Annotated in this window: 14 protein-coding genes; 10 read left to right on the plus strand and 4 right to left on the minus strand. The window is 38.4% G+C overall.

All coding sequences use genetic code 11. From position 1 onward, the window contains the following. Positions 1-41: 41 nt before the first annotated feature. Positions 42-386 carry a MerR family transcriptional regulator gene (locus tag H561_RS0106845; protein WP_027386331.1) on the minus strand — a complete coding sequence of 115 codons (345 nt, stop codon included), beginning with the start codon at positions 384-386 and terminating at the stop codon, positions 42-44. Positions 387-612: 226 nt separating this feature from the next. Between H561_RS0106845 and H561_RS0106850 the strand changes: the two genes are divergently transcribed. Further along, complete coding sequence (locus tag H561_RS0106850; RefSeq protein ID WP_027386332.1) at positions 613-1506, plus strand: SMP-30/gluconolactonase/LRE family protein; 894 nt, start codon at positions 613-615, stop codon at positions 1504-1506. Between the two features lie 127 nt (positions 1507-1633). Here the strand turns inward: H561_RS0106850 and H561_RS0106855 are convergent, their stop codons facing one another. Then, entirely contained in the window at positions 1634-2941 is a 1308-nt protein-coding gene (locus H561_RS0106855) for a DEAD/DEAH box helicase (protein ID WP_027386333.1), read from the minus strand. 247 nt (positions 2942-3188) lie between these two features. Here H561_RS0106855 and H561_RS0106860 point away from each other — a divergent pair, with 247 nt between their 5' ends. From H561_RS0106860 to H561_RS0106880, 5 genes are all read left to right on the plus strand, one after another. Next, positions 3189-3749 (plus strand): site-specific DNA-methyltransferase, encoded by a 561-nt coding sequence (locus tag H561_RS0106860; RefSeq protein ID WP_228372237.1) that lies wholly within the window; start codon positions 3189-3191, stop codon positions 3747-3749. A 342-nt stretch (positions 3750-4091) separates the two neighbouring features. After that, a complete protein-coding gene (rpsA, locus tag H561_RS0106865) occupies positions 4092-5897 on the plus strand; it encodes a 30S ribosomal protein S1 (protein WP_027386335.1) in 1806 nt (601 codons plus the stop codon). A gap of 218 nt (positions 5898-6115) precedes the next feature. Next, the gene (locus tag H561_RS0106870; RefSeq protein ID WP_155845755.1) at positions 6116-8713 is read left to right on the plus strand and encodes a T9SS-dependent M36 family metallopeptidase; all 2598 of its coding nucleotides are present in this window, start codon (positions 6116-6118) and stop codon (positions 8711-8713) included. 122 nt (positions 8714-8835) lie between these two features. Beyond that, a complete protein-coding gene (locus H561_RS0106875) occupies positions 8836-9816 on the plus strand; it encodes an EamA family transporter (RefSeq protein ID WP_027386337.1) in 981 nt (326 codons plus the stop codon). 77 nt (positions 9817-9893) lie between these two features. Next, entirely contained in the window at positions 9894-10889 is a 996-nt protein-coding gene (locus H561_RS0106880) for an alpha/beta fold hydrolase (protein WP_027386338.1), read from the plus strand. 159 nt (positions 10890-11048) lie between these two features. On the opposite strand, the gene rplS is transcribed toward H561_RS0106880, so the two are convergent. Continuing rightward, positions 11049-11405 carry a 50S ribosomal protein L19 gene (rplS, locus tag H561_RS0106885; protein WP_027386339.1) on the minus strand — a complete coding sequence of 119 codons (357 nt, stop codon included), beginning with the start codon at positions 11403-11405 and terminating at the stop codon, positions 11049-11051. A gap of 286 nt (positions 11406-11691) precedes the next feature. Here rplS and H561_RS0106890 point away from each other — a divergent pair, with 286 nt between their 5' ends. Continuing rightward, positions 11692-14430: a fibronectin type III domain-containing protein gene (locus tag H561_RS0106890; protein ID WP_027386340.1), complete on the plus strand. Its 2739-nt coding sequence runs from the start codon at positions 11692-11694 to the stop codon at positions 14428-14430. Positions 14431-14555: 125 nt separating this feature from the next. Here the strand turns inward: H561_RS0106890 and H561_RS0106895 are convergent, their stop codons facing one another. Beyond that, on the minus strand, positions 14556-14933 hold the full coding sequence (locus H561_RS0106895) for a DoxX family protein (protein WP_027386341.1): 378 nt from the start codon (positions 14931-14933) through the stop codon (positions 14556-14558). 206 nt (positions 14934-15139) lie between these two features. Between H561_RS0106895 and H561_RS0106900 the strand changes: the two genes are divergently transcribed. The 3 genes from H561_RS0106900 (at position 15140) to H561_RS0106910 (ending at position 19175) form a co-directional block, all read left to right on the plus strand. Continuing rightward, complete coding sequence (locus H561_RS0106900) at positions 15140-15841, plus strand: CoA transferase subunit A (protein ID WP_027386342.1); 702 nt, start codon at positions 15140-15142, stop codon at positions 15839-15841. A gap of 205 nt (positions 15842-16046) precedes the next feature. Beyond that, on the plus strand, positions 16047-16700 hold the full coding sequence (locus tag H561_RS0106905; RefSeq protein WP_027386343.1) for a 3-oxoacid CoA-transferase subunit B: 654 nt from the start codon (positions 16047-16049) through the stop codon (positions 16698-16700). Positions 16701-16919: 219 nt separating this feature from the next. Then, positions 16920-19175, plus strand: coding sequence for a beta-N-acetylhexosaminidase (locus tag H561_RS0106910; RefSeq protein ID WP_027386344.1), 2256 nt, complete (start codon positions 16920-16922; stop codon positions 19173-19175). Positions 19176-19203 lie beyond the last annotated feature (28 nt).

A 19203-nucleotide genomic window follows, 5' to 3' on the forward strand; every position in this document is an offset into this window, starting at 1 on the left:
AAAAAATAAACTGTTAAAAGATAATGGATTAAAATTTTTAACTATTCACGATCTTTCTCTACCAAGGAATCCTTCAGTTTGAGCAGTTCGGCCTTAACAAATTCCAGCCTGTCAATCAGTGTAATGGTTTCCGAGATCCTGCTGTTAGTGGTAAGCGCAACTTTGGCTCCGTCCAGGGTGTAGCCTTTTTCTTTTACCAGATGGTAGATCATCTGAAGGTTTTTAATGTCTTCCGGAGTGAAATACCGATTGCCTTTTTTGTTTTTTTTGGGTTTAATGATCGGGAATTCCTGCTCCCAATACCGTATCAGTGAAGCATTCACATCAAATGCCTTTGCCACTTCTCCTATGGAATAATACAGTTTATCGGGTAAATTGATCTTCATTGTTGGAATCTAATCCCCAAAGATAAATATTTTTTAAATTTAAGGATCAATAAGGCATGGAAAAAGTGGGTTTCAGCTGATCATAAAAGGCAAACCGACGGGTCTATAGAAATATTAAACCGAAACAATCTTGCTTACTTAAAATTACAGCTTATGGAATTTTTAATTTGTTTCCGATTTCAAAATAAGAAATAATCGTAAATTTACATCTCAAATAGAATGGAGTATGAAGAATATCCTGCGTACGGGTTATATTGGTTTGGTTTTCGTATTGCTTAACTGCAAATCAGTAAATACAAGCAATATGTTTTATGAAGATCGTCAGCCGGAGAAAATTTCGGACAAATTCAGCTTTACAGAAGGTCCGACTTCGGATAAAGAAGGAAATGTATATTTTACCGACCAGCCCAATGACAAGATTTATTACTGGAACTGGAAAACCAATACGGTGAACGAGTTCATGAGCCAGACAGGCCGTGCCAATGGGATGCATTTCGACAAAGACGGTTATCTTATTACCTGCTCTGACCATAAAGGAGAAATCTGGAAAATTTCAAAAGATAAAAAAACAGAAGTTCTGCTGAACCACTTTGAAGGTAAAAGGCTGAATGGCCCTAATGACATCTGGAACGATGCCCATGGCGGGATGTATTTTACAGATCCGCTGTACGAAAGAGACTACTGGATAGATTTTAAACAGGAAACGCTGCATAAAAGCCTTTATTACAGAAGCAAAGAAGGCGAAGTGAAGAAAATTGAAACCTTTAAACAGCCTAACGGAATCGTAGGAAGCGAAAAATTCAAAAAGCTGTATGTTTCTGATATCGATGCCGGAAAGACCTATGAATATGATATTTTAGAAGAAGGTAAATTATCGGAAAAGAAACTGTTCTGTGAAATGGGTTCAGATGGGATGACGCTGGACAAACACGGAAATCTTTATTTAACAGGGGACGGCGTTCACGTTTTTAACCGGGAAGGAAAAAAGATCTATCATATTCCGATCAAAGAAGACTGGACCTCCAATGTGACGTTCGGAGGGGAACATAATGAAGTTCTCTTTATTACGGCATCAAAATCAGTATATACCTTACCCACAAAAGTAAAAGGTACCAAATAATAAATAATATATTATCAATAAAAGATAATAAAAAAAGCGGGCTTTAGCCCGCTTTTTTTATTAAAATAAACATTGCCTTCAGACAACATTTAAATAATCCTGACAGTTATAAAAATCCGTCATCTGATTAATACGCAACTTCCATTTTTATTTTTTTGCCTTTCAGTTTCTCATGGCTCAGCTTTCTTAATAGGGCATTCACTTTGTCTCTGGAAACCGCAACATAGGAAGTGGTGTCTTTCACTTCAATCAGGCCTATATCTTCTTTCTGAAGCTCCCCTTTTTTAATTAAATATCCTACAATATCCACTTTATTTACTTTATCTTTCTTTCCGGCACTGATGTACACCGTCTGAAACGGCGTTTTCTCCGGAATTTTAGTAAAGCCTTCAACACTTTCCTCCGGCGTATCGTTTTTGATAAAGGGGAAATTCTCTTCCGCAGTCATAATTAAATAAGCGAACCCTTTTGCATTCATTCTGGCTGTACGGCCGTTCCTGTGGATAAAAGCATCTTCTTTTGACGGCAATTGATAATGAACAATTGATTCTACTTCCGGAACGTCCAGGCCTCTTGAAGCCAGATCGGTAGTAATGAGGATTCTCGCTGAATCATTTCTGAACTTCAATAGGGCACGTTCTCTTTCATCCTGTTCCATTCCGCCGTGGAAGGTTTCCCTGTCGATTCCTTTTTCAGCTAAAAGATCAGAAATACGGTCAACAGCTTCGCGGTGATTACAGAAAATCAACGTTCTTTTATTCCCTATTTTACAGATCAGATTAAATAGAGTATCCAATTTCTCCTCAGAAATCGTCATTACTTTTCTTAGCTGAATATCCGGTTTTACTTCACTTAATTTTAAAAAATCAATGATTTTTTCATTTTTAAGGCCTGTAAATTTTGGAATTTCATCCATCGCCGTGGCAGACGTTAAAATTCTTTGTGAAAGGCCTTTCAGGGAGTTGGAAATAAATTCCATATCTTCGTGGAAACCCAGTTCCAGTGCTTTGTCAAACTCATCCAGTACCAGAGTTTGGATGGTTTTAGGATCAAAATTGTTATTTCTTAAATGATAGACGATTCTTCCCGGAGTTCCGATCAAAACCGCCGGCGCTTCAATTAGGTTATTGACTTCAATCTTTTTATCATGGCCTCCATAAGCTACAGAAACTTTAAAATCCATTCCCATCGATTTGAAAACCTGCTCAATCTGCAGAGCCAGCTCTCTTGCAGGAACCAGAATCAATGCCTGGATTCCTGAAGCCTCTTTTTTAAGGGTTCGGAGAACAGGAAATAAAAAGGCAAGCGTTTTCCCCGATCCGGTAGGAGAGAGCAGAACGACATCCTGATTATTCTCAGTGGTTTTATAGGTAGATTTCTGCATCTGGTTCATATCCTGAATCTGCAGTTTCTGATAAATTGATTCTAATTCCATTTTGCAAAGGTAATTGATTTTGTTTTTTATAGAAATTACATTCACTATTTATTTGAATTACGGGAACCCGTCATAATCGGCTACCTACTAATAGTACATTTGGGATTATTAATTTCTAATAACCGGAAAAAATGAAACTCTATCAAACCCTCGAATCCAACTCAGAAAAGATCCCAATTATGTTACAGATAACAGCAAAATCAAAAAATAGGTACTGTTCAATAAAGCTCAGAATTTTGATGAGGAATTGATCAGCTTATTATTGGATGATCCTGATCTGAAAGAAAAGTTTTTCATTAGGCTGAAAGATACTCTGGTTTTCAAACAAAACCTTTTCATCCAGTTTCTTGAGCAGAAAAATTATCTTAACGACAGTTACACTCAATTTAAAAATAAAGTTGGTCTGGCCATTGACGGCAAATATTTAAAACAGCGAAATGAAGTGGCATTGGTCTGGCCGTTTAAAGACTGTGTTTTAGAAGGCGGACAAAGCCGGGAAGAGGATAAAAGAGAAGAGATTTTCTTTAACGAAACCCTGGCACAGGATGAAATCACTGAATTGCTGGATCCGAAAGTTCTTACTAACGCCAAAAGATTTGATAAAAACGGCGAAAATCAGAGCTGTCATTCTGAAGAAAATGAAGAATCTATTTTCAAACGGAACAAAAACGGAACCATCACCGATAATCTAATCATTAAAGGAAACAATCTCCTTGCACTGCACTCCCTAAAGAAAGAATTTGCCGGAAAGGTAAAGCTGATTTATATTGATCCGCCGTACAATACGGGAAATAACGGATTCATATAATGATAATTTTCAATGAAATTTCATAATCAAAAATTAACATTTTAGGTATTCATAGAGCCTAAAGGGACATATCTTATAGGAAATGAGAGAAAATCCATACCAATACATACGAGATTACCGCATTGCCATTCTATAATTATGGAAATGAAAATGAATTTAAAGACATTTTAGAAAGTACATTTGAAAAATAAAACGACTTATGGTAATTTTTCATATCTTTGCACCACTTTTTGTGGGCGAGGTTTGAAAAGGTAAATTATTATAAATTAATTACTTCCGTATTTTTTACATCCACATTGATTCAGACCATTAAAAAAGAAGGAATACAAATTTTATTAGAAAATGTCAAAAGAGACAAATTCAGCAGAGGTTTTATTAAACCAAAACGTAGCACCGGAACAATTTGACTGGGATTCTTTCGAATCTGGTCTTGATGCAGATGCGAGAAAAGAAAAAAGCGATTTAGAAGAAATCTACAACGGATCTCTTAATAACCTGAGCGATAATGACGTTTTGGTGGGAAGAGTTGTAAGATTAACTGACAAAGAAGCAATCGTAGACATCAACTTCAAATCTGAAGGTGTTATCTCTCTTAACGAATTCCGTTACAACCAGGGCCTTAGCGTAGGTGACGAGGTAGAAGTAATGGTTGACAGAAGAGAAGACAAAACCGGACAATTACAGTTGTCTCACAGAAAAGCAAGAACGCTTAAAGCTTGGGACAGAGTAAACGAACTTCACGAAACTGGAGAAATCGTAAACGGTTTTGTAAAATCAAGAACTAAAGGAGGTATGATCGTTGACGTACATGGAATCGAAGCATTCTTACCTGGTTCTCAGATTGACGTTAAGCCAATTAAAGATTACGATCAGTTTGTAGGTAAAACGATGGAGTTCAAAGTTGTGAAAATCAATCCTGAGTTCAAAAACGTAGTGGTATCTCACAAAGCATTGATCGAAGCCGATATCGAAGGTCAGAAAAAAGAAATCATCGCGCAACTTGAAAAAGGTCAGGTTCTTGAAGGTACTGTTAAGAATATTACTTCTTATGGTGTATTCGTAGACCTTGGTGGTGTAGACGGATTGATCCACATTACAGACCTTTCTTGGTCTAGAGTGAACCACCCGTCTGAAATCCTTGAGGACGGACAGACTGTGAAAGTGGTTATCCTTGACTTTGATGACGAGAAAACAAGAATCCAGTTAGGTATGAAGCAGTTAGAGGCTCATCCTTGGGATGCTCTTTCTGCTGATATGAAAGTTGGTGATAAAGTAAAAGGAAAAGTAGTAGTTCTTGCTGACTATGGTGCATTCGTTGAGATCGCTCCAGGTGTAGAAGGATTGATCCACGTTTCTGAAATGTCTTGGTCTACTCACTTAAGATCTGCAGGTGACTTTGTAAAAGTAGGGGATGAAGTAGAAGCTGAAGTATTGACTTTAGACAGAGAAGACAGAAAGATCTCTCTTGGTATCAAGCAATTGAACAAAGATCCATGGGAAAATATCGAAGCTAAATATCCTGTAGGATCCAAGCATGTAGGAACGGTAAGAAACTTTACCAACTTCGGTGTATTTGTAGAACTAGAAGAAGGTATCGACGGATTGATCTACATCTCTGATCTTTCTTGGACTAAGAAAATCAAGCACCCTTCTGAGTTCTGTGCAGTTGGTGATAAATTAGATGTTATCGTTCTTGAACTGGATATCCAGGCAAGAAGATTATCTTTAGGTCACAAACAATTGACGGATAACCCGTGGGATGCATTCGAAACTAAATATGCTGAAGGAACAATCCATGCAGGTAAAGCGGTAGAAGTACATGATAAAGGTGCTTCCGTACAGTTTGAAGATGTTGAGGTTGAGGCATTCTGCCCTTCAAGATTATTAGAGAAAGAAGACGGATCCAAAATCAAAAAAGGTGAAGAAGCCGATTTCAAAGTAATCGAATTCAACAAAGAATTTAAGAGAGTAGTCGTTTCTCACACAGGAATCTTCAGAGACGAAGAGAAAAAGAATGCTAGAGAAAATAACAACAACAGATCTAACAACAATAACATGTCATCTTCATCAAATAATGAAGAAAGATCAACTCTTGGAGATATCGATGCATTAGCAGAATTGAAAAGAAAAATGGAAGAAGGTAAATAATCTTTAATCCATTTATAATACCGAGCCACTCATTTATTTGAGTGGCTTTTTTATTTGAAAAGCTTAGATACTTACATTATATATAAATATGCTGACAAGGAAAAAAATAATCATTATCATATAACAATTACTTATGAATAAAATAAAGTAGAGTTATTTTTAAATAAAATATTATTTTATTATTAAATATTTGTAGATTAGCGCCTTTATTAATGTATATGAAAAAAGTAGTTTTACCCCTTCTGTTTGTAGTTTCTACAATCATTCCTTCAGTTTTATTCGGACAAGACAATGAGAAGTTGATTAAAGATTATATTTCTCAAAATAAAATCAGGGAATATAAAAAATCTGATCTTACCAATTTCATCTTAGGAAATGTGGATGCGTCAAAATCCCTTAACGGTAATGTTGTGAAATTTCAGCAGATCTATAATGGTTTTCCTGTGTATAATGCCGAAGGAACTGTATTAATTAGGGATAATAAAGTAATCTATTATGCAGATACCTTTTTAAAAGATTATCAGTCAGCAGGATCAAATAATGTTTCTGTCAATAAAATGACAGCCTTACAGAAAATTGCACAAAATCTGCAAAAACAAAAAGTAGAAACCTATCCGATTCTGGGTTTTAATGATCCTGAACTGGAAAATGCAAAATTTGCTAAACAAAGACTCGTATATGTGGAAGATGCAGGCATTTTAAAATTGGCCTATCAGTTTTCTCTTCCTGAGCCGGATTCTCCGAGCTACTGGGATATTTTAGTAGATGCTGCTAACGGAAATATAATCAGCAAACTTGATTTGAACTTATCGTGTAATTTCCATCATGATGCTTATTCTCATGATTATTCCCATGCCCATAATGATTTTGTTGGACCCATAAATCAGGTTCAGCAAACAGCTTCATTTTTAGCCCCCGATAATGCATCATATAATATCTTTCCGTTACCGATAGAAGCTCCTACATTCGGGTCAAGATCTGTGGTTAATAATCCTTGGATTCTTGCATCATCACCAGAAGGATGGCATTATGACGGAACAACTCATTATACAACTACAAGAGGTAATAATGTATATGCTTATGAAGATACTGCAGCCTCGAATCTGCCGGGTATTTCTCCTGATGGTGGAAGTTTACGAAATTTTAATTTTCCTTTTAGTATTAATGGAGATACATTTACTAATCAAAATGCATCGATTACAAATTTATTTTATATAAATAATAAGGTTCATGATGTATTTTACAAATTTGGATTTACTTCTGCAGCAAGGAACTTTCAGAACAAAAACTTCGGATTAGGTGGGGTTGAAGGAGATTATGTATTAGCGGAAGCACAAGACGGTACAGATATGAATAATGCAAATTTTTCGAGTCCACAAGATGGTACTAGGCCAAGAATGCAGATGTATATTTGGAGTACTGTAAACAGATTATTTTTCTACAATGCACCAAGTATAGCCGTACCGCGCCAGCCGGCTGTAGGGGTTGCTCAGTTTGGTAATGCTCTTGACGCTACAGGTGTTACAGGGAATGTTCAATTGTCTTCAGTGTTGGATGGATGCACAGCAATACCGGCAGGATCACTTACTGGGAAAATAGGCTTGGTAGAGAGGGGAATCTGTTCGTTTACAGTGAAAGTTAAAAATGCACAGGATGCCGGTGCAAATGCCGTAATTATTTATAACAATACGGCCAATGGCAATACAATAGGTGGGATGTCCGGTGTTGATGCCACTATAACCATACCTTCCGTGCTTATCACAAATACAGAAGGCGAATATATCAAAAACCAGCTTTCTGCCAATACAGTCGTTAATGTTACATTAAAAGATGATCCTGCCACCAGTGTTACTCCGGATGGAAGTTTTGATAACGGTATTGTAGTTCACGAATATGGGCATGGAATATCCAATCGATTGACAGGTACCGGTGCGGGTTGTCTAAATTCTGCAGCAGATAAAGAACAGATGGGAGAAGGTTGGTCAGACTTTTTTGCTTTAATGCTGACTAATAAGCCAGGAGACAATGCATCAGTTCCGAGAGGAATGGCTACCTATGCTGCCGGACAGCTATCTTCCGGGGAAGGTATCAGACCTGCCAAATATTCTCCGGATTTTGCTGTTAATGACTATACTTATACTGATACAAATGGTATGCAATATACTAACTCAAGCGGTCAAGTTGTTCCTGATGTTCATTCGATAGGGTTTATCTGGGCCACGATGTTATGGGATCTTCATTGGCAGTATGTTGCCAAGTACGGATATTCCTCAGATGTTACCGCAAATACAACAAACGGAAGTTCTAGAGTACTTCAGCTGGTTACAGATGCATTAAAGCTGCAGGTCTGTAATCCTACTTTTATCAATGGTAGAGATGCGATTTTACAAGCTGAACTGGCAACCACTCAAGGAGCAGACCGATGTATGATCTGGAGAACCTTCGCAAAAAGAGGATTAGGGGTAAATGCTTCTGCCGGATCTAAAACGAACATCAATGATCAGGTACAGGATCTTAGTGTACCGGCAGACTGCGTACTGGCAACGGATGAAGTGAATGGAGTAAAAAATACTACCATTTCAATTTATCCGAATCCTGCCAAAAACGAATTCTTTATTAACTTCCCGGATAAAACGTTAGGGAAAGCAAGTGTGGAAATTTATGATATGTCCGGAAAACTGGTTTCTTCCGAAGACAAAATTTCTCCGGATGGTAAGAAAGCCATTTCTACAGATAAACTGATTAACGGAACCTATATGGTAAAAGTAAAAGGAATTGGTATTGATGCTGCGACTAAACTTCTTATCAAAAAGTAATAAATAAATACCATAAGATAATCTAAACCCGACACAAGCGAAGCTTGTGCCGGGTTTCTTTATAGCTTTGCAGCAACAACAATTCTTAATGAAAAGTTGTACCTTTGCAGGCTGAAATAAGAATTATGAAGAAGAATATACTGAAAGGGGTTTTATTTGTAGGCATCGGGGCAAGCATCTACGGTATGCTGGCAACTTTTGTGAAGCTCGCTTATCAGGAAGGGTATACCACTTCGGAAGTTACCACCTCTCAATTTGTTCTGGGTTTGATAGGACTCTTGCTGTTGAATTTTATCCGGACCATGACATCTAAGAAACCATTACCTTTTCCTACCTCAAAAGAGGTGAGGAATCTGATGCTGGCAGGAACCTCATTAGGCTGTACAAGCTTATTCTATTATCTGTCAGTTCAATACATCAATGTTTCGATTGCGATTGTTTTACTGATGCAGTCGGTATGGTTCAGTGTTGTGGTGGAAAGTTTCATCATTAAAAAGCTGCCTAATATCAGAAAGATCATATCTGTAACTATTGTTTTGACAGGAACCGTCTTAGCAACAAACCTTATCAATACGGAAATCAATCTTGATATAAAAGGTGTTTTCTGGGGGCTTATGGCGGCGGCTTCTTATACCATGACCATGTTTACATCCAATAAGTTAGCAACGCATTTGCCTGTATTCAGAAAGAGTATTATCATGCTTTGCGGAGGTTCCGTCATTATTTTTGTCTTCCTGTTTTTTGCTCAGATCGGGCCGCTGCATTTTGAAGGATTAAAATCAGTCTATTTAAATTTTACGGATAATACTGAACATATCCATACGTTCCGGTATTCTATTTTATGGAAATACGGCTTTGTCCTGGCTTTGTTCGGGACCATCATCCCTCCGATTTTATTTAACATCGGTTTTCCCAATGCAGGACTGGGTTTGGGAAGCATCGTTTCTTCACTGGAACTTCCGGTTTCTGTCACCATGGCTTTTATTTTGCTGGGGGAAAAAGTGGTTTTTATCCAGTGGGTAGGCATTGCTCTGATACTTTTTGCGATTGTTCTGATGAATTTGCCTTCGAGAAAAGAAACGGCTGTTTCAGAAATATCATAAAAGCTGTAAAAAATAATAATGAAAACCGTTTCTTTTGAAGCGGTTTTTTTAATTTTATAGATCTTAAAATACGGAGTATGAAATATATAAAGAATACTGTTGTGATCATTATGCTGTCAATGGGTTCTAATGGTCTTTTTTCACAGATAAAGCCTCTGGACGCAGAGCTTACCAATTATCAATATCCTTACACCGTACATTTTCTCAGTTTTAAATCTCAGAATAATAATCTGAAAATGGCCTATATGGACGTAAAACCAAAAGTATCCAATGGGAAAGCCATTGTGCTCCTGCACGGGAAAAATTTTAACGGAGCCAATTGGGAGAAAACCGCGCGGGATCTTTCAGATAAAGGATTCAGGGTGATTATTCCGGATCAGATCGGTTTCGGGAAATCTTCAAAGCCGCAGAGTTATCAGTTTTCTTTTTCCCAGCTGGCAGAAAATACAAAAGCGGTTCTAGATGAACTGAAAATTGAAAAAGCAATCGTATTAGGGCATTCTATGGGCGGAATGGTGGCCACACGGTTTACTTTACAGTATCCCGAAAAAGTTCAGAAATTAATTTTGGAAAATCCGATCGGACTAGAAGATTATAAGACTTTTGCATCCTATCAGACCATAGATGAGGCGTATCAATCAGAATTGAAAAATACAGCTGAGTCATACAAAAACTATCAGATGAAATTTTATTATAATGACCAATGGAAGGCTGAATATCAGCCGTGGCTGGACCTGATTGCAGGCTGGACGATCCATCCCGATTATCCGAAAGTAGCCTGGGATGCGGCCCTGACCTCAGACATGATCTATAACCAGCCGGTGTGTTATGAGTTTAAAAATATTAAGACGCCAACCTTACTGATTATCGGGACCAGAGACCGAACGGCAATAGGAAAAGACAGAGCGCCTAAGGAGCTGCAGGCGAAAATGGGACAGTATCAGGAATTAGGTAAAAAAACTCAGCAGCAGATCTCCGGATCGAAACTGGTTGAAATTGAAAATGTGGGCCACCTTCCGCATATTGAAGTATATGATCAGTTCTGGAATGCACTGTATGATTTTATAAAGTAGTGAAATATTGAGCCAATATCTTAGCCCCGATTGCAGTGGAAATCCTTTTTTGAAGAAAAAGATTGCAGCGGAAAGCGGGAACAGCTTCTTAAAATTATTTAAATAAAAAGAGACTGCTCATATTTGAACAGTCTCTTTTCGTATGTATTGTTGTCTGAATTATTTCTTTTTGTAAGCAGCGTCTTTAATTCTCGCTTTTTTACCTCTAAGATCTCTGAAGTAGTAGATTCTTGATCTTCTAACTTTACCTCTTCTGTCAACTTCAATTTTTTGTAAAGCGGGCATGTTGATCGGAAAAACTCTTTCTACACCAATATCACCGCTCATTTTTCTGATGGTGAAAGTCTTTGTAGATCCTGCACCTCTCAACTGGATCACTGTCCCTTTGAAGAACTGGGTTCTTGTTTTCTGGCCTTCTTTAATCTCGTAATACACAGTGATGGTGTCACCAGCTTTGAATTCAGGGAATTCTTTTTTTGTAATGTACTTGTCTTGTACGTACTTTAATAAATCCATTATTAATAAATAAAATATTTAGGCTAAGCAACTTACACGGACTTCGTCAGAGGTTGAATAACAGGTTGCAAATATATAAATACTTTTTAAATATTCAAAACAATTGTTTATTAAAAATAGCAGAATTTCAGTCATTATTCTTACTGAAAATTAACATTTCCTTTATGTTACCATCAGGCTCAGTTTATATGGCAGTTATACTTTTGCCCGGTGATAAAAGCCCTGTTCAGGCTTCCATATTCTGTCACCCGCAATTTAAATATAACTCAATTTAAAACTGAAATTTATGAAACATTACCTTATCTTTTTCTTTTTTGTCGTCCAGATGGCATTTGGACAGTCTTTATTTCCCTATCTTCAAAATCCAACGCCTAATTCAATGATCGTTAACTGGAAAACGGCATCCAGTAATGAAACCACAGTTACGTACGGAACTTCACCTACCAATCTGAATGTTACCGTTACCGGAACCACTAATATTTTTTCAGATACCGGATACAATAACAATTACTATTATCATACGGCAAAGATTACCGGCCTGCAGCCGAATACAAAATATTATTACAAAATTAAGACCGGCACAAGCGAATCTGCAGTGTATAATTTCCGTACGCTCCCCTTATCGGGGCAGGCTGCCACAGCCAACGGAAAAATCCGGTTCCTGATCATGGGAGACAACCAGATCAAGGCTGAACCGAGATATGATACCTTAACATTAAATGCCTACAAAAAATTAAAGGAGAAGTTTGGACAGAATTCAGATCCTTCAGATAATATTGCCTTGACGTTTATGGTAGGAGACCAGGTAGATGTAGGAACGCTGGACCATTATGAAAACGTACACTTCAAAAAGAACATCAAGCTTTCACCGTATCTTCCGATCCAGACCACGGTGGGAAATCACGAAACCTACGGAACACTGGGCATGAATTCCTATTACGCTCATTTTTATATTGATGAAATCAAATACAAAAATATTTCTTCGGGAAATGAGAATTATTACGCGCAGCAGGCAGGAAATGTTTTATTTGTAAGCCTGAGCTCAGAACACACGGGCGCGGCACAGCAGACCTGGCTTCAGCAGATTTTAAATGAGGCAAATAATGACCCTACGGTAGATTGGATTATTTCCTTAAGCCACAGGCCTTATCAGGCGGAACAATATGTAGGCGATATTTCGACGTGGGTTAGAAATACTGCCGTGCCGCTTCTGACAACATCCAATAAATACCTGATGCATGTCGGTGCCCATCATCATTTATACCATAGGGGACAGCTGAAAAATACCCCGAATTACCAGATTATTTCAGGCGGTACGGCCTGGGATCAGTACTGGGGAATGTCCAATGAACAGGATTTTGACGATGTTCAGAAAACCCTGACCGACTGGACATATCAGATTGTTGAAGTGGATGTAAACACAGGAAAAGTCGATATCGAATCGTATTCAATCGGAGGTGTTTACCATAAGAAATACAATGAACTGGTTGATACTTTTCATCGGTATAAAAACCAGCCGAAGCCTGCCAAGCCATCCGTTACCAATACCTTTACGGCTCCGGTAACTTTACCTTTAACTCTAAACGGGAGTACTTTTTCCGCAGCAAACGGGGAATTATTGAACACCACACAATTCCTGATCAGCAAAGCGGCAGATTTTTCTGTTATTGAAAAAGAACTGTACCGCGATTATGAAAACTGGTTCGGAAAAGACGGAAACGGAACGCCCGATATTACAAAAAACCTGAACGCAAACGTTGACATTACAAAAGCAGACATTGCAGCCAATTCAATTACCAACGGGATCTATTATGTAAAAGTCCGCTACCGGGACAGGAATCTGGAATGGAGCGACTGGAGCGATGCAAAACAGTTTGAAGTGACCGGCAGCGTAGTGTCTAACCCGACTTTTACGTTAAATAAAACTGAATACCTTCAGAACGAACCCATTACAGCAACTTTTACAGACGGTCCCGGAAATAACCAGGATTGGGTAGGGATTTATAAAAAAGATCAGACTCCGGCCTCTGTAACTTCACAGGCTTATGCATATACCAACGGGCAGACTTCGGGAACCGTTACGATTAACAATGGCTTACCGAACAAAGGCCAGTATTTTGCAGGATTTTTCGCCAATAATGGGTATACGGATATTGCTCCAAGAAAAAGCTTTTATGTAGGACCGAAAGTTGTTTTAAGCACAACTGCAGATGCGTATCCTGTGGGCGGGACTGTGGCCGTTAATTTTAATAATGGTCCAAACCTAACAAAAGACTGGGTCGGGATTTATAAAATGGGACAGGTTCCCGGACCGACCCCTTCCATAAAATGGAGTTATGTAACTACTGCTTCCGGAATACTTAACTTTACAGGGCTTCCGAAAGGATATTATTATGCCCAATACTTCCTTGAAGATGGATATACATCTGTAGGGGAAAAAGTTTTCTTTAAAGTAGGGGATATTGTTACTGAGCTCTGGACGAATAAGCCGGTTTATACCTTAGGTGAAAATATTACGGCTTCCTGGACGGATTCCCCGGGAATTATCAAAGACTGGCTGGGGATTTATCCGCAAAGCGTTACAACACCTGATGACAATTTCGTTTCATATACTTATTTTGACGGAGTTACCGAAGGAACAAAAACAATTCAGGGAACTGCAGTTCCCACAACGCCGGGCAATTATTACATGGTGATGTTTACCAATGATTCCTACACGGAAGTTTCAAACCGGGTTCAGTTCCAGGTTTCAGGGACGTCTCTGGGAACGGGAGAAGTGAAGAGCACGGAAAAGAATGTGGTTTTATATCCGAACCCAAGCAAACCGGGCGAACCGACCTTCATTAAAAGTGATTATCCTATTGAAAAAATAGAATTGCTGTCGGCCAATGGAGATCTGCTGTATGAATCTAAAAACATCAACAACCAGCGGTTCTCTCTGGTAAATGAAAATCTTCCGAAAGGAGTGTATTTCGTAAAAGTCCATACCAGAAAATTATTCACTTTGAAACTGATCATTCAATAAGAATTGATTGAAAGAGAGGGTTTCTAAAGGACGATTAAATAAGAATTTATAAAGTCCTTTAAAAATAGATTACAAAAAAGGCGCGGGAAAATTTTAATTTTCCCGCGCCTTTTTTGTATGATATATTAGTCATCCGTAGATTTCAATGCCCACGCAATCAATGGAGCCTGCATAAAAAGCCTCGCGAACCTCTGGTTATCTGTATTCAGTCCAAATGAGTCTCTTCGGTTTTTATATTGGGCAATATTTCCGGGCAGAACGGCTGCAAAAAATCCGGCAACAATTTTTCCCATGGTTTTTCTGTATTTTTTTGGAGTGGCAATCATGGCCGTACCTAGTGCAATCTCTGCAATTCCCGAATACACCACAGTGTCATCTTTTTTCAGCGGAACCCATTCTGGAACCTGGGCCTGGAATTCTTTTCTTGCAAAGGTGAGATGTCCGATCCCTGCGGTAATAAGAAATGCACCGAGCGCAATTCTTGAAATGTCTTTCGTTTCCATAATATTTTATTTAATTGTATTAATTGGTGTAGTAACTAGTAACCAAAATTCAGACCACGATATCATAAATGCTGGATGAGTCATTTCAGGACTCTTTAAATCAGTCATAACCCTGAACCTGGAATTATCTTGCAGTAAAATGATTCCCGTTCTTTTAGATAAAGGAAAAAGTATTAAATTAGGCCAACAGAAAAATCTAATATTTCATGATAGATAAAAGAGTAAAAAATGCAAAGGAAGCCATCGATGGGATTACTGATGGAATGACGCTGATGCTGGGCGGATTTGGACTTTGCGGGATCCCTGAAAATTCAATTAATGCTTTGGTAGAAAGTGATGTAAAATATCTTACCTGTATTTCAAACAATGCAGGAGTTGATGATTTCGGCTTGGGATTATTGCTTCATAAACGGCAGATTAAAAAAATGATTTCCTCCTATGTTGGCGAAAATGCGGAATTTGAAAGACAGATGCTTTCCGGTGAACTGGATGTTGAACTGACTCCACAGGGAACTCTGGCGGAAAAATGCAGGGCGGCACAGGCAGGAATTCCGGCCTTCTATACGCCTGCCGGTTTTGGTACTGAAGTGGCGGAAGGCAAAGAGGTAAAAGACTTCGACGGCAAACCTCACATTCTGGAACACGCGTTCAAAGCAGATTATTCTATTGTAAAAGCATGGAAAGGCGACCATGCCGGAAACCTTATTTTCAAAGGGTCGGCAAGAAATTTCAACCATCCGATGGCCGGTGCCGGGAAAATTACCATTGCCGAAGTAGAAGAACTGGTAGAGCCGGGGGAATTGGATCCTAACCAGATTCATATTCCGGGAATCATGATCCAGAGGATTTTCCAGGGTGAGAAATTTGAAAAAAGGATTGAACAGCGAACGGTCAGAAAGAAAGATTAATTTGAAAATTTGTTAATAAAAAATATCAAGGCCAATAGACATTGCAGAGTTTTATAATAGATCATTAACAAAATAATTTTCAGAATAAATTTTTTAATTGAACGATTCGTTTTCAGCTAACGGATATTCATGAAATTATTTCAAAAAATAAACAGACAGCAGCAATTTTCAGATTGCCGCATCATCAAATTTTCAAATTACAAATATGTTAAGTAAAGAAGATATAGCAAAACGTATTTCCAGAGAAGTTAAAGACGGATATTACGTAAACTTGGGAATCGGAATCCCGACTTTGGTGGCCAATTATGTTCCTGACCATCTTTCTGTAGAATTCCAGAGCGAAAACGGAGTCTTGGGAATGGGCCCTTTTCCTTTCGAAGGAGAGGAAGATGCAGACATCATCAATGCCGGAAAACAGACCATCACGATTTTAGACGGAGGTTCATTTTTCGATTCTGCATTCAGTTTTGGGATGATCAGAAGCCAGAAAGTAGACCTTACCATCCTCGGAGCCATGGAAGTTTCAGAAAACGGAGACATTGCCAACTGGAAAATCCCTGGAAAAATGGTCAAAGGAATGGGCGGCGCCATGGATCTGGTGGCTTCGGCAGAAAATATCATCGTCGCGATGATGCATGTCAACAAAGCCGGAGAAAGCAAAATCCTTAAGAAATGTACACTTCCTTTAACCGGGATCAGCTGTGTTAAAAAAGTAGTGACTGAATTAGCCGTCTTGGATGTTACGCCTGCAGGTTTCAGACTTGTGGAACGGGCGCCAGGAGTTTCCGTGGAACATATCATAAAGTCTACTGAAGCAGAACTGATTATTGAAGGTGAAATTCCTGAAATGCAGTTTTAATAAAATAATAACCTTGTCCATCGACAAGGTTATTTTATACTTTTATTGGTCAACACAGGAAGGTACAGCATTAATTTTTAGCGGAAGTTTCTGTGTCTCGAATTTCTGTTTCAAGACACCATAAAAAATGGTTTATTCTATCCAGGTTAAGATCTTTTTAATAGTAGCCTCAAATTTTTCAGAAAATAATTATATTCGCTAAAATCTAAACTTAACAAGATGCTGCGTATTCTTTTGGTCTTTTCTTTATTGATTTCAACCTGTTTTTTATCTCAGACAAAGCTGAATTTAATTCCTTATCCACAAAAAGTTGATTTTTTACAGGGCGAATTTATTATTCCTGAAATAATGTCCTTGGATAATGGGCTTCCAAGAGAAGAAACCGAATACCTTAAAAAGAAATCGAATTCAATTTTGAAATTTCAAAATTCCGGTAAGCCAAACGCACATCTGGTATATTCTCAATTGCCAGACTCAAAAAACCCAAAACAAAATGACGAGTTTTATTCCCTGGAAATTACTTCCAAACAGATTTCAATTCAATCATATACAAAGCAGGGTTATTTTCTGGCGCTTCAAACTTTGATTCAATTGTTTGAAGAATTTAAAGAAAGTAAAAAGATTCCGGCCATGAAGATTGAGGATGCACCCAAGTTTGCTTGGCGAGGGATGCACCTTGACGTCTGCCGCCATTTCTTCACTGTTGAAGAAGTAAAACAATACATTGATTATCTGGCCATGTACAAACTCAATACTTTTCACTGGCATTTAACCGATGACCAGGGCTGGAGAATTGAGATTAAAAAATATCCGAAACTGACGCAAATCGGCTCAAAGCGTAAAGAATCCATGATCGGAGCGTATGTTGATCATACTTTTGACGGAAAACCATACGGACCGTATTTCTATACACAGGAGCAGATCAAAGAAGTGGTAAAATATGCGCAGGAAAGATATATTACCGTGGTTCCTGAAATTGAGATGCCCGGCCATGCACTGGCTGCTTTATCAGCATATCCCGAATTAGCCTGTACGAAAGGGCCTTTTGAACCGGCTACGAAATGGGGCGTTTTTGATGATGTTTTCTGTCCGAAAGAAGAAACATTTACATTTTTAGAAAATGTTCTGGATGAAGTGATGGTGCTTTTTCCGTCACCATACATTCACATCGGTGGCGATGAATGCCCTAAAACAAGATGGAAGGAGTGTGCACACTGCCAAGAACTGATCAGGAAAAATAACCTGAAGGATGAACACGGCCTGCAAAGCTATTTCATCCAGAGAATTGAAAAATATGTAAACAGCAAAGGCAGGAAAATCATCGGTTGGGATGAGATTTTAGAAGGCGGATTAGCTCCGAATGCGGCTGTTATGAGCTGGACCGGAATCAAAGGCGGAGTAGAAGCTGCCAAATCAAATCATTTTGCGGTGATGACTCCGGGTTCCTACTGTTATTTTGATCATTATCAGGGCGATCCGCAGACGGAGCCGAATGCTTTCGGAGGTTTTACGCCTCTGGATAAAGTATATTCTTACAGTCCGGTTCCTGAAGAGCTGAATGCCGAACAGTCAAAATACATCATGGGGGTACAGGCCAATTTATGGACGGAATATATCCTTGATTTTAAGCAGGTTCAGTATATGATTTTTCCAAGGTTATTTGCTCTTTCTGAGGTGGGTTGGGGAACCTCAGATCCTAAAAACTATAAAGAATTTGAAAGCCGTGTGATTAACGAGTTTAAAGTGCTGGATGCAATGAAGATTAATTATGCAAAAAGCATTTACAATATCAATGGAAAAGTTATCTCAGCTTCTGATGGTGTGGCTTATGAGCTGTCAACCTCTCAAAATCCAGATGGGATTAAATTTACGATTGACGGAAGCGAGCCAACACCAAACTCGGCAACCTATCAGAATCCGATATCAGTTTCAAAGTCAATGACCCTAAAATCTGCTTATTTCGAAAATGGAGAATTAAAATCTGCCGTTTCTTCTCAGGCTTTTACAACATCAAAAACGACCGGAAAAAAAATCACTTTAGAATATCAGCCCAGTGAAAATTATTCATTCGGAGGCTCTTTTACGCTGGTTGACGGAATTATTGGGAACCGAAAGCAGTTAGGGAAAACCTGGCTCGGTTTCCAGGGAAAAGATGTAGTGGCAACCATTGATTTCGGACATAAAACCCAATTTTCAGAATTGTATTTTAATACGCTGGATAATAAGGGAAGCTGGATCCATTTGGCAAAATCTGCTCAGGTTTTTGTTTCTGATGATAATAAAGATTTTAAACTGATCAAAGAAATCGGGAAAAATGAAATTAAGAGTTCAAATGGTAACATTAAACTTAACGTAGGAAATCAAAATTCAGAATATATCAGAATCAAAATAGAAAATGCCGGGATTATTCCGGCAGGAAATCCGGGAGCAGATTCTAAAGCATGGCTGTTTGTGGATGAAATCGGAGCGAAATAATTTAAATTCCAAAGCATAAACATTGAAT

Source organism: Chryseobacterium gregarium DSM 19109 (genome assembly GCF_000430845.1).
Taxonomy (GTDB): Bacteria; Bacteroidota; Bacteroidia; order Flavobacteriales; family Weeksellaceae; genus Chryseobacterium; species Chryseobacterium gregarium.

Bases quoted from the DNA above. Each gene is read 5' to 3' on its own strand.
- rpsA (WP_027386335.1), top strand. From the start codon at position 4,092: ATGTCAAAAGAGACAAATTCAGCAGAGGTTTTATTAAACCAAAACGTA.
- H561_RS0106910 (WP_027386344.1), top strand. From the start codon at position 16,920: ATGCTGCGTATTCTTTTGGTCTTTTCTTTATTGATTTCAACCTGTTTT.
- H561_RS0106845 (WP_027386331.1), bottom strand. From the start codon at position 386: ATGAAGATCAATTTACCCGATAAACTGTATTATTCCATAGGAGAAGTG.
- rplS (WP_027386339.1), bottom strand. From the start codon at position 11,405: ATGGATTTATTAAAGTACGTACAAGACAAGTACATTACAAAAAAAGAA.
- H561_RS0106850 (WP_027386332.1), top strand. From the start codon at position 613: ATGAAGAATATCCTGCGTACGGGTTATATTGGTTTGGTTTTCGTATTG.
- H561_RS0106870 (WP_155845755.1), top strand. From the start codon at position 6,116: ATGAAAAAAGTAGTTTTACCCCTTCTGTTTGTAGTTTCTACAATCATT.
- H561_RS0106900 (WP_027386342.1), top strand. From the start codon at position 15,140: ATGATAGATAAAAGAGTAAAAAATGCAAAGGAAGCCATCGATGGGATT.
- H561_RS0106880 (WP_027386338.1), top strand. From the start codon at position 9,894: ATGAAATATATAAAGAATACTGTTGTGATCATTATGCTGTCAATGGGT.
- H561_RS0106895 (WP_027386341.1), bottom strand. From the start codon at position 14,933: ATGGAAACGAAAGACATTTCAAGAATTGCGCTCGGTGCATTTCTTATT.
- H561_RS0106890 (WP_027386340.1), top strand. From the start codon at position 11,692: ATGAAACATTACCTTATCTTTTTCTTTTTTGTCGTCCAGATGGCATTT.
- H561_RS0106905 (WP_027386343.1), top strand. From the start codon at position 16,047: ATGTTAAGTAAAGAAGATATAGCAAAACGTATTTCCAGAGAAGTTAAA.
- H561_RS0106855 (WP_027386333.1), bottom strand. From the start codon at position 2,941: ATGGAATTAGAATCAATTTATCAGAAACTGCAGATTCAGGATATGAAC.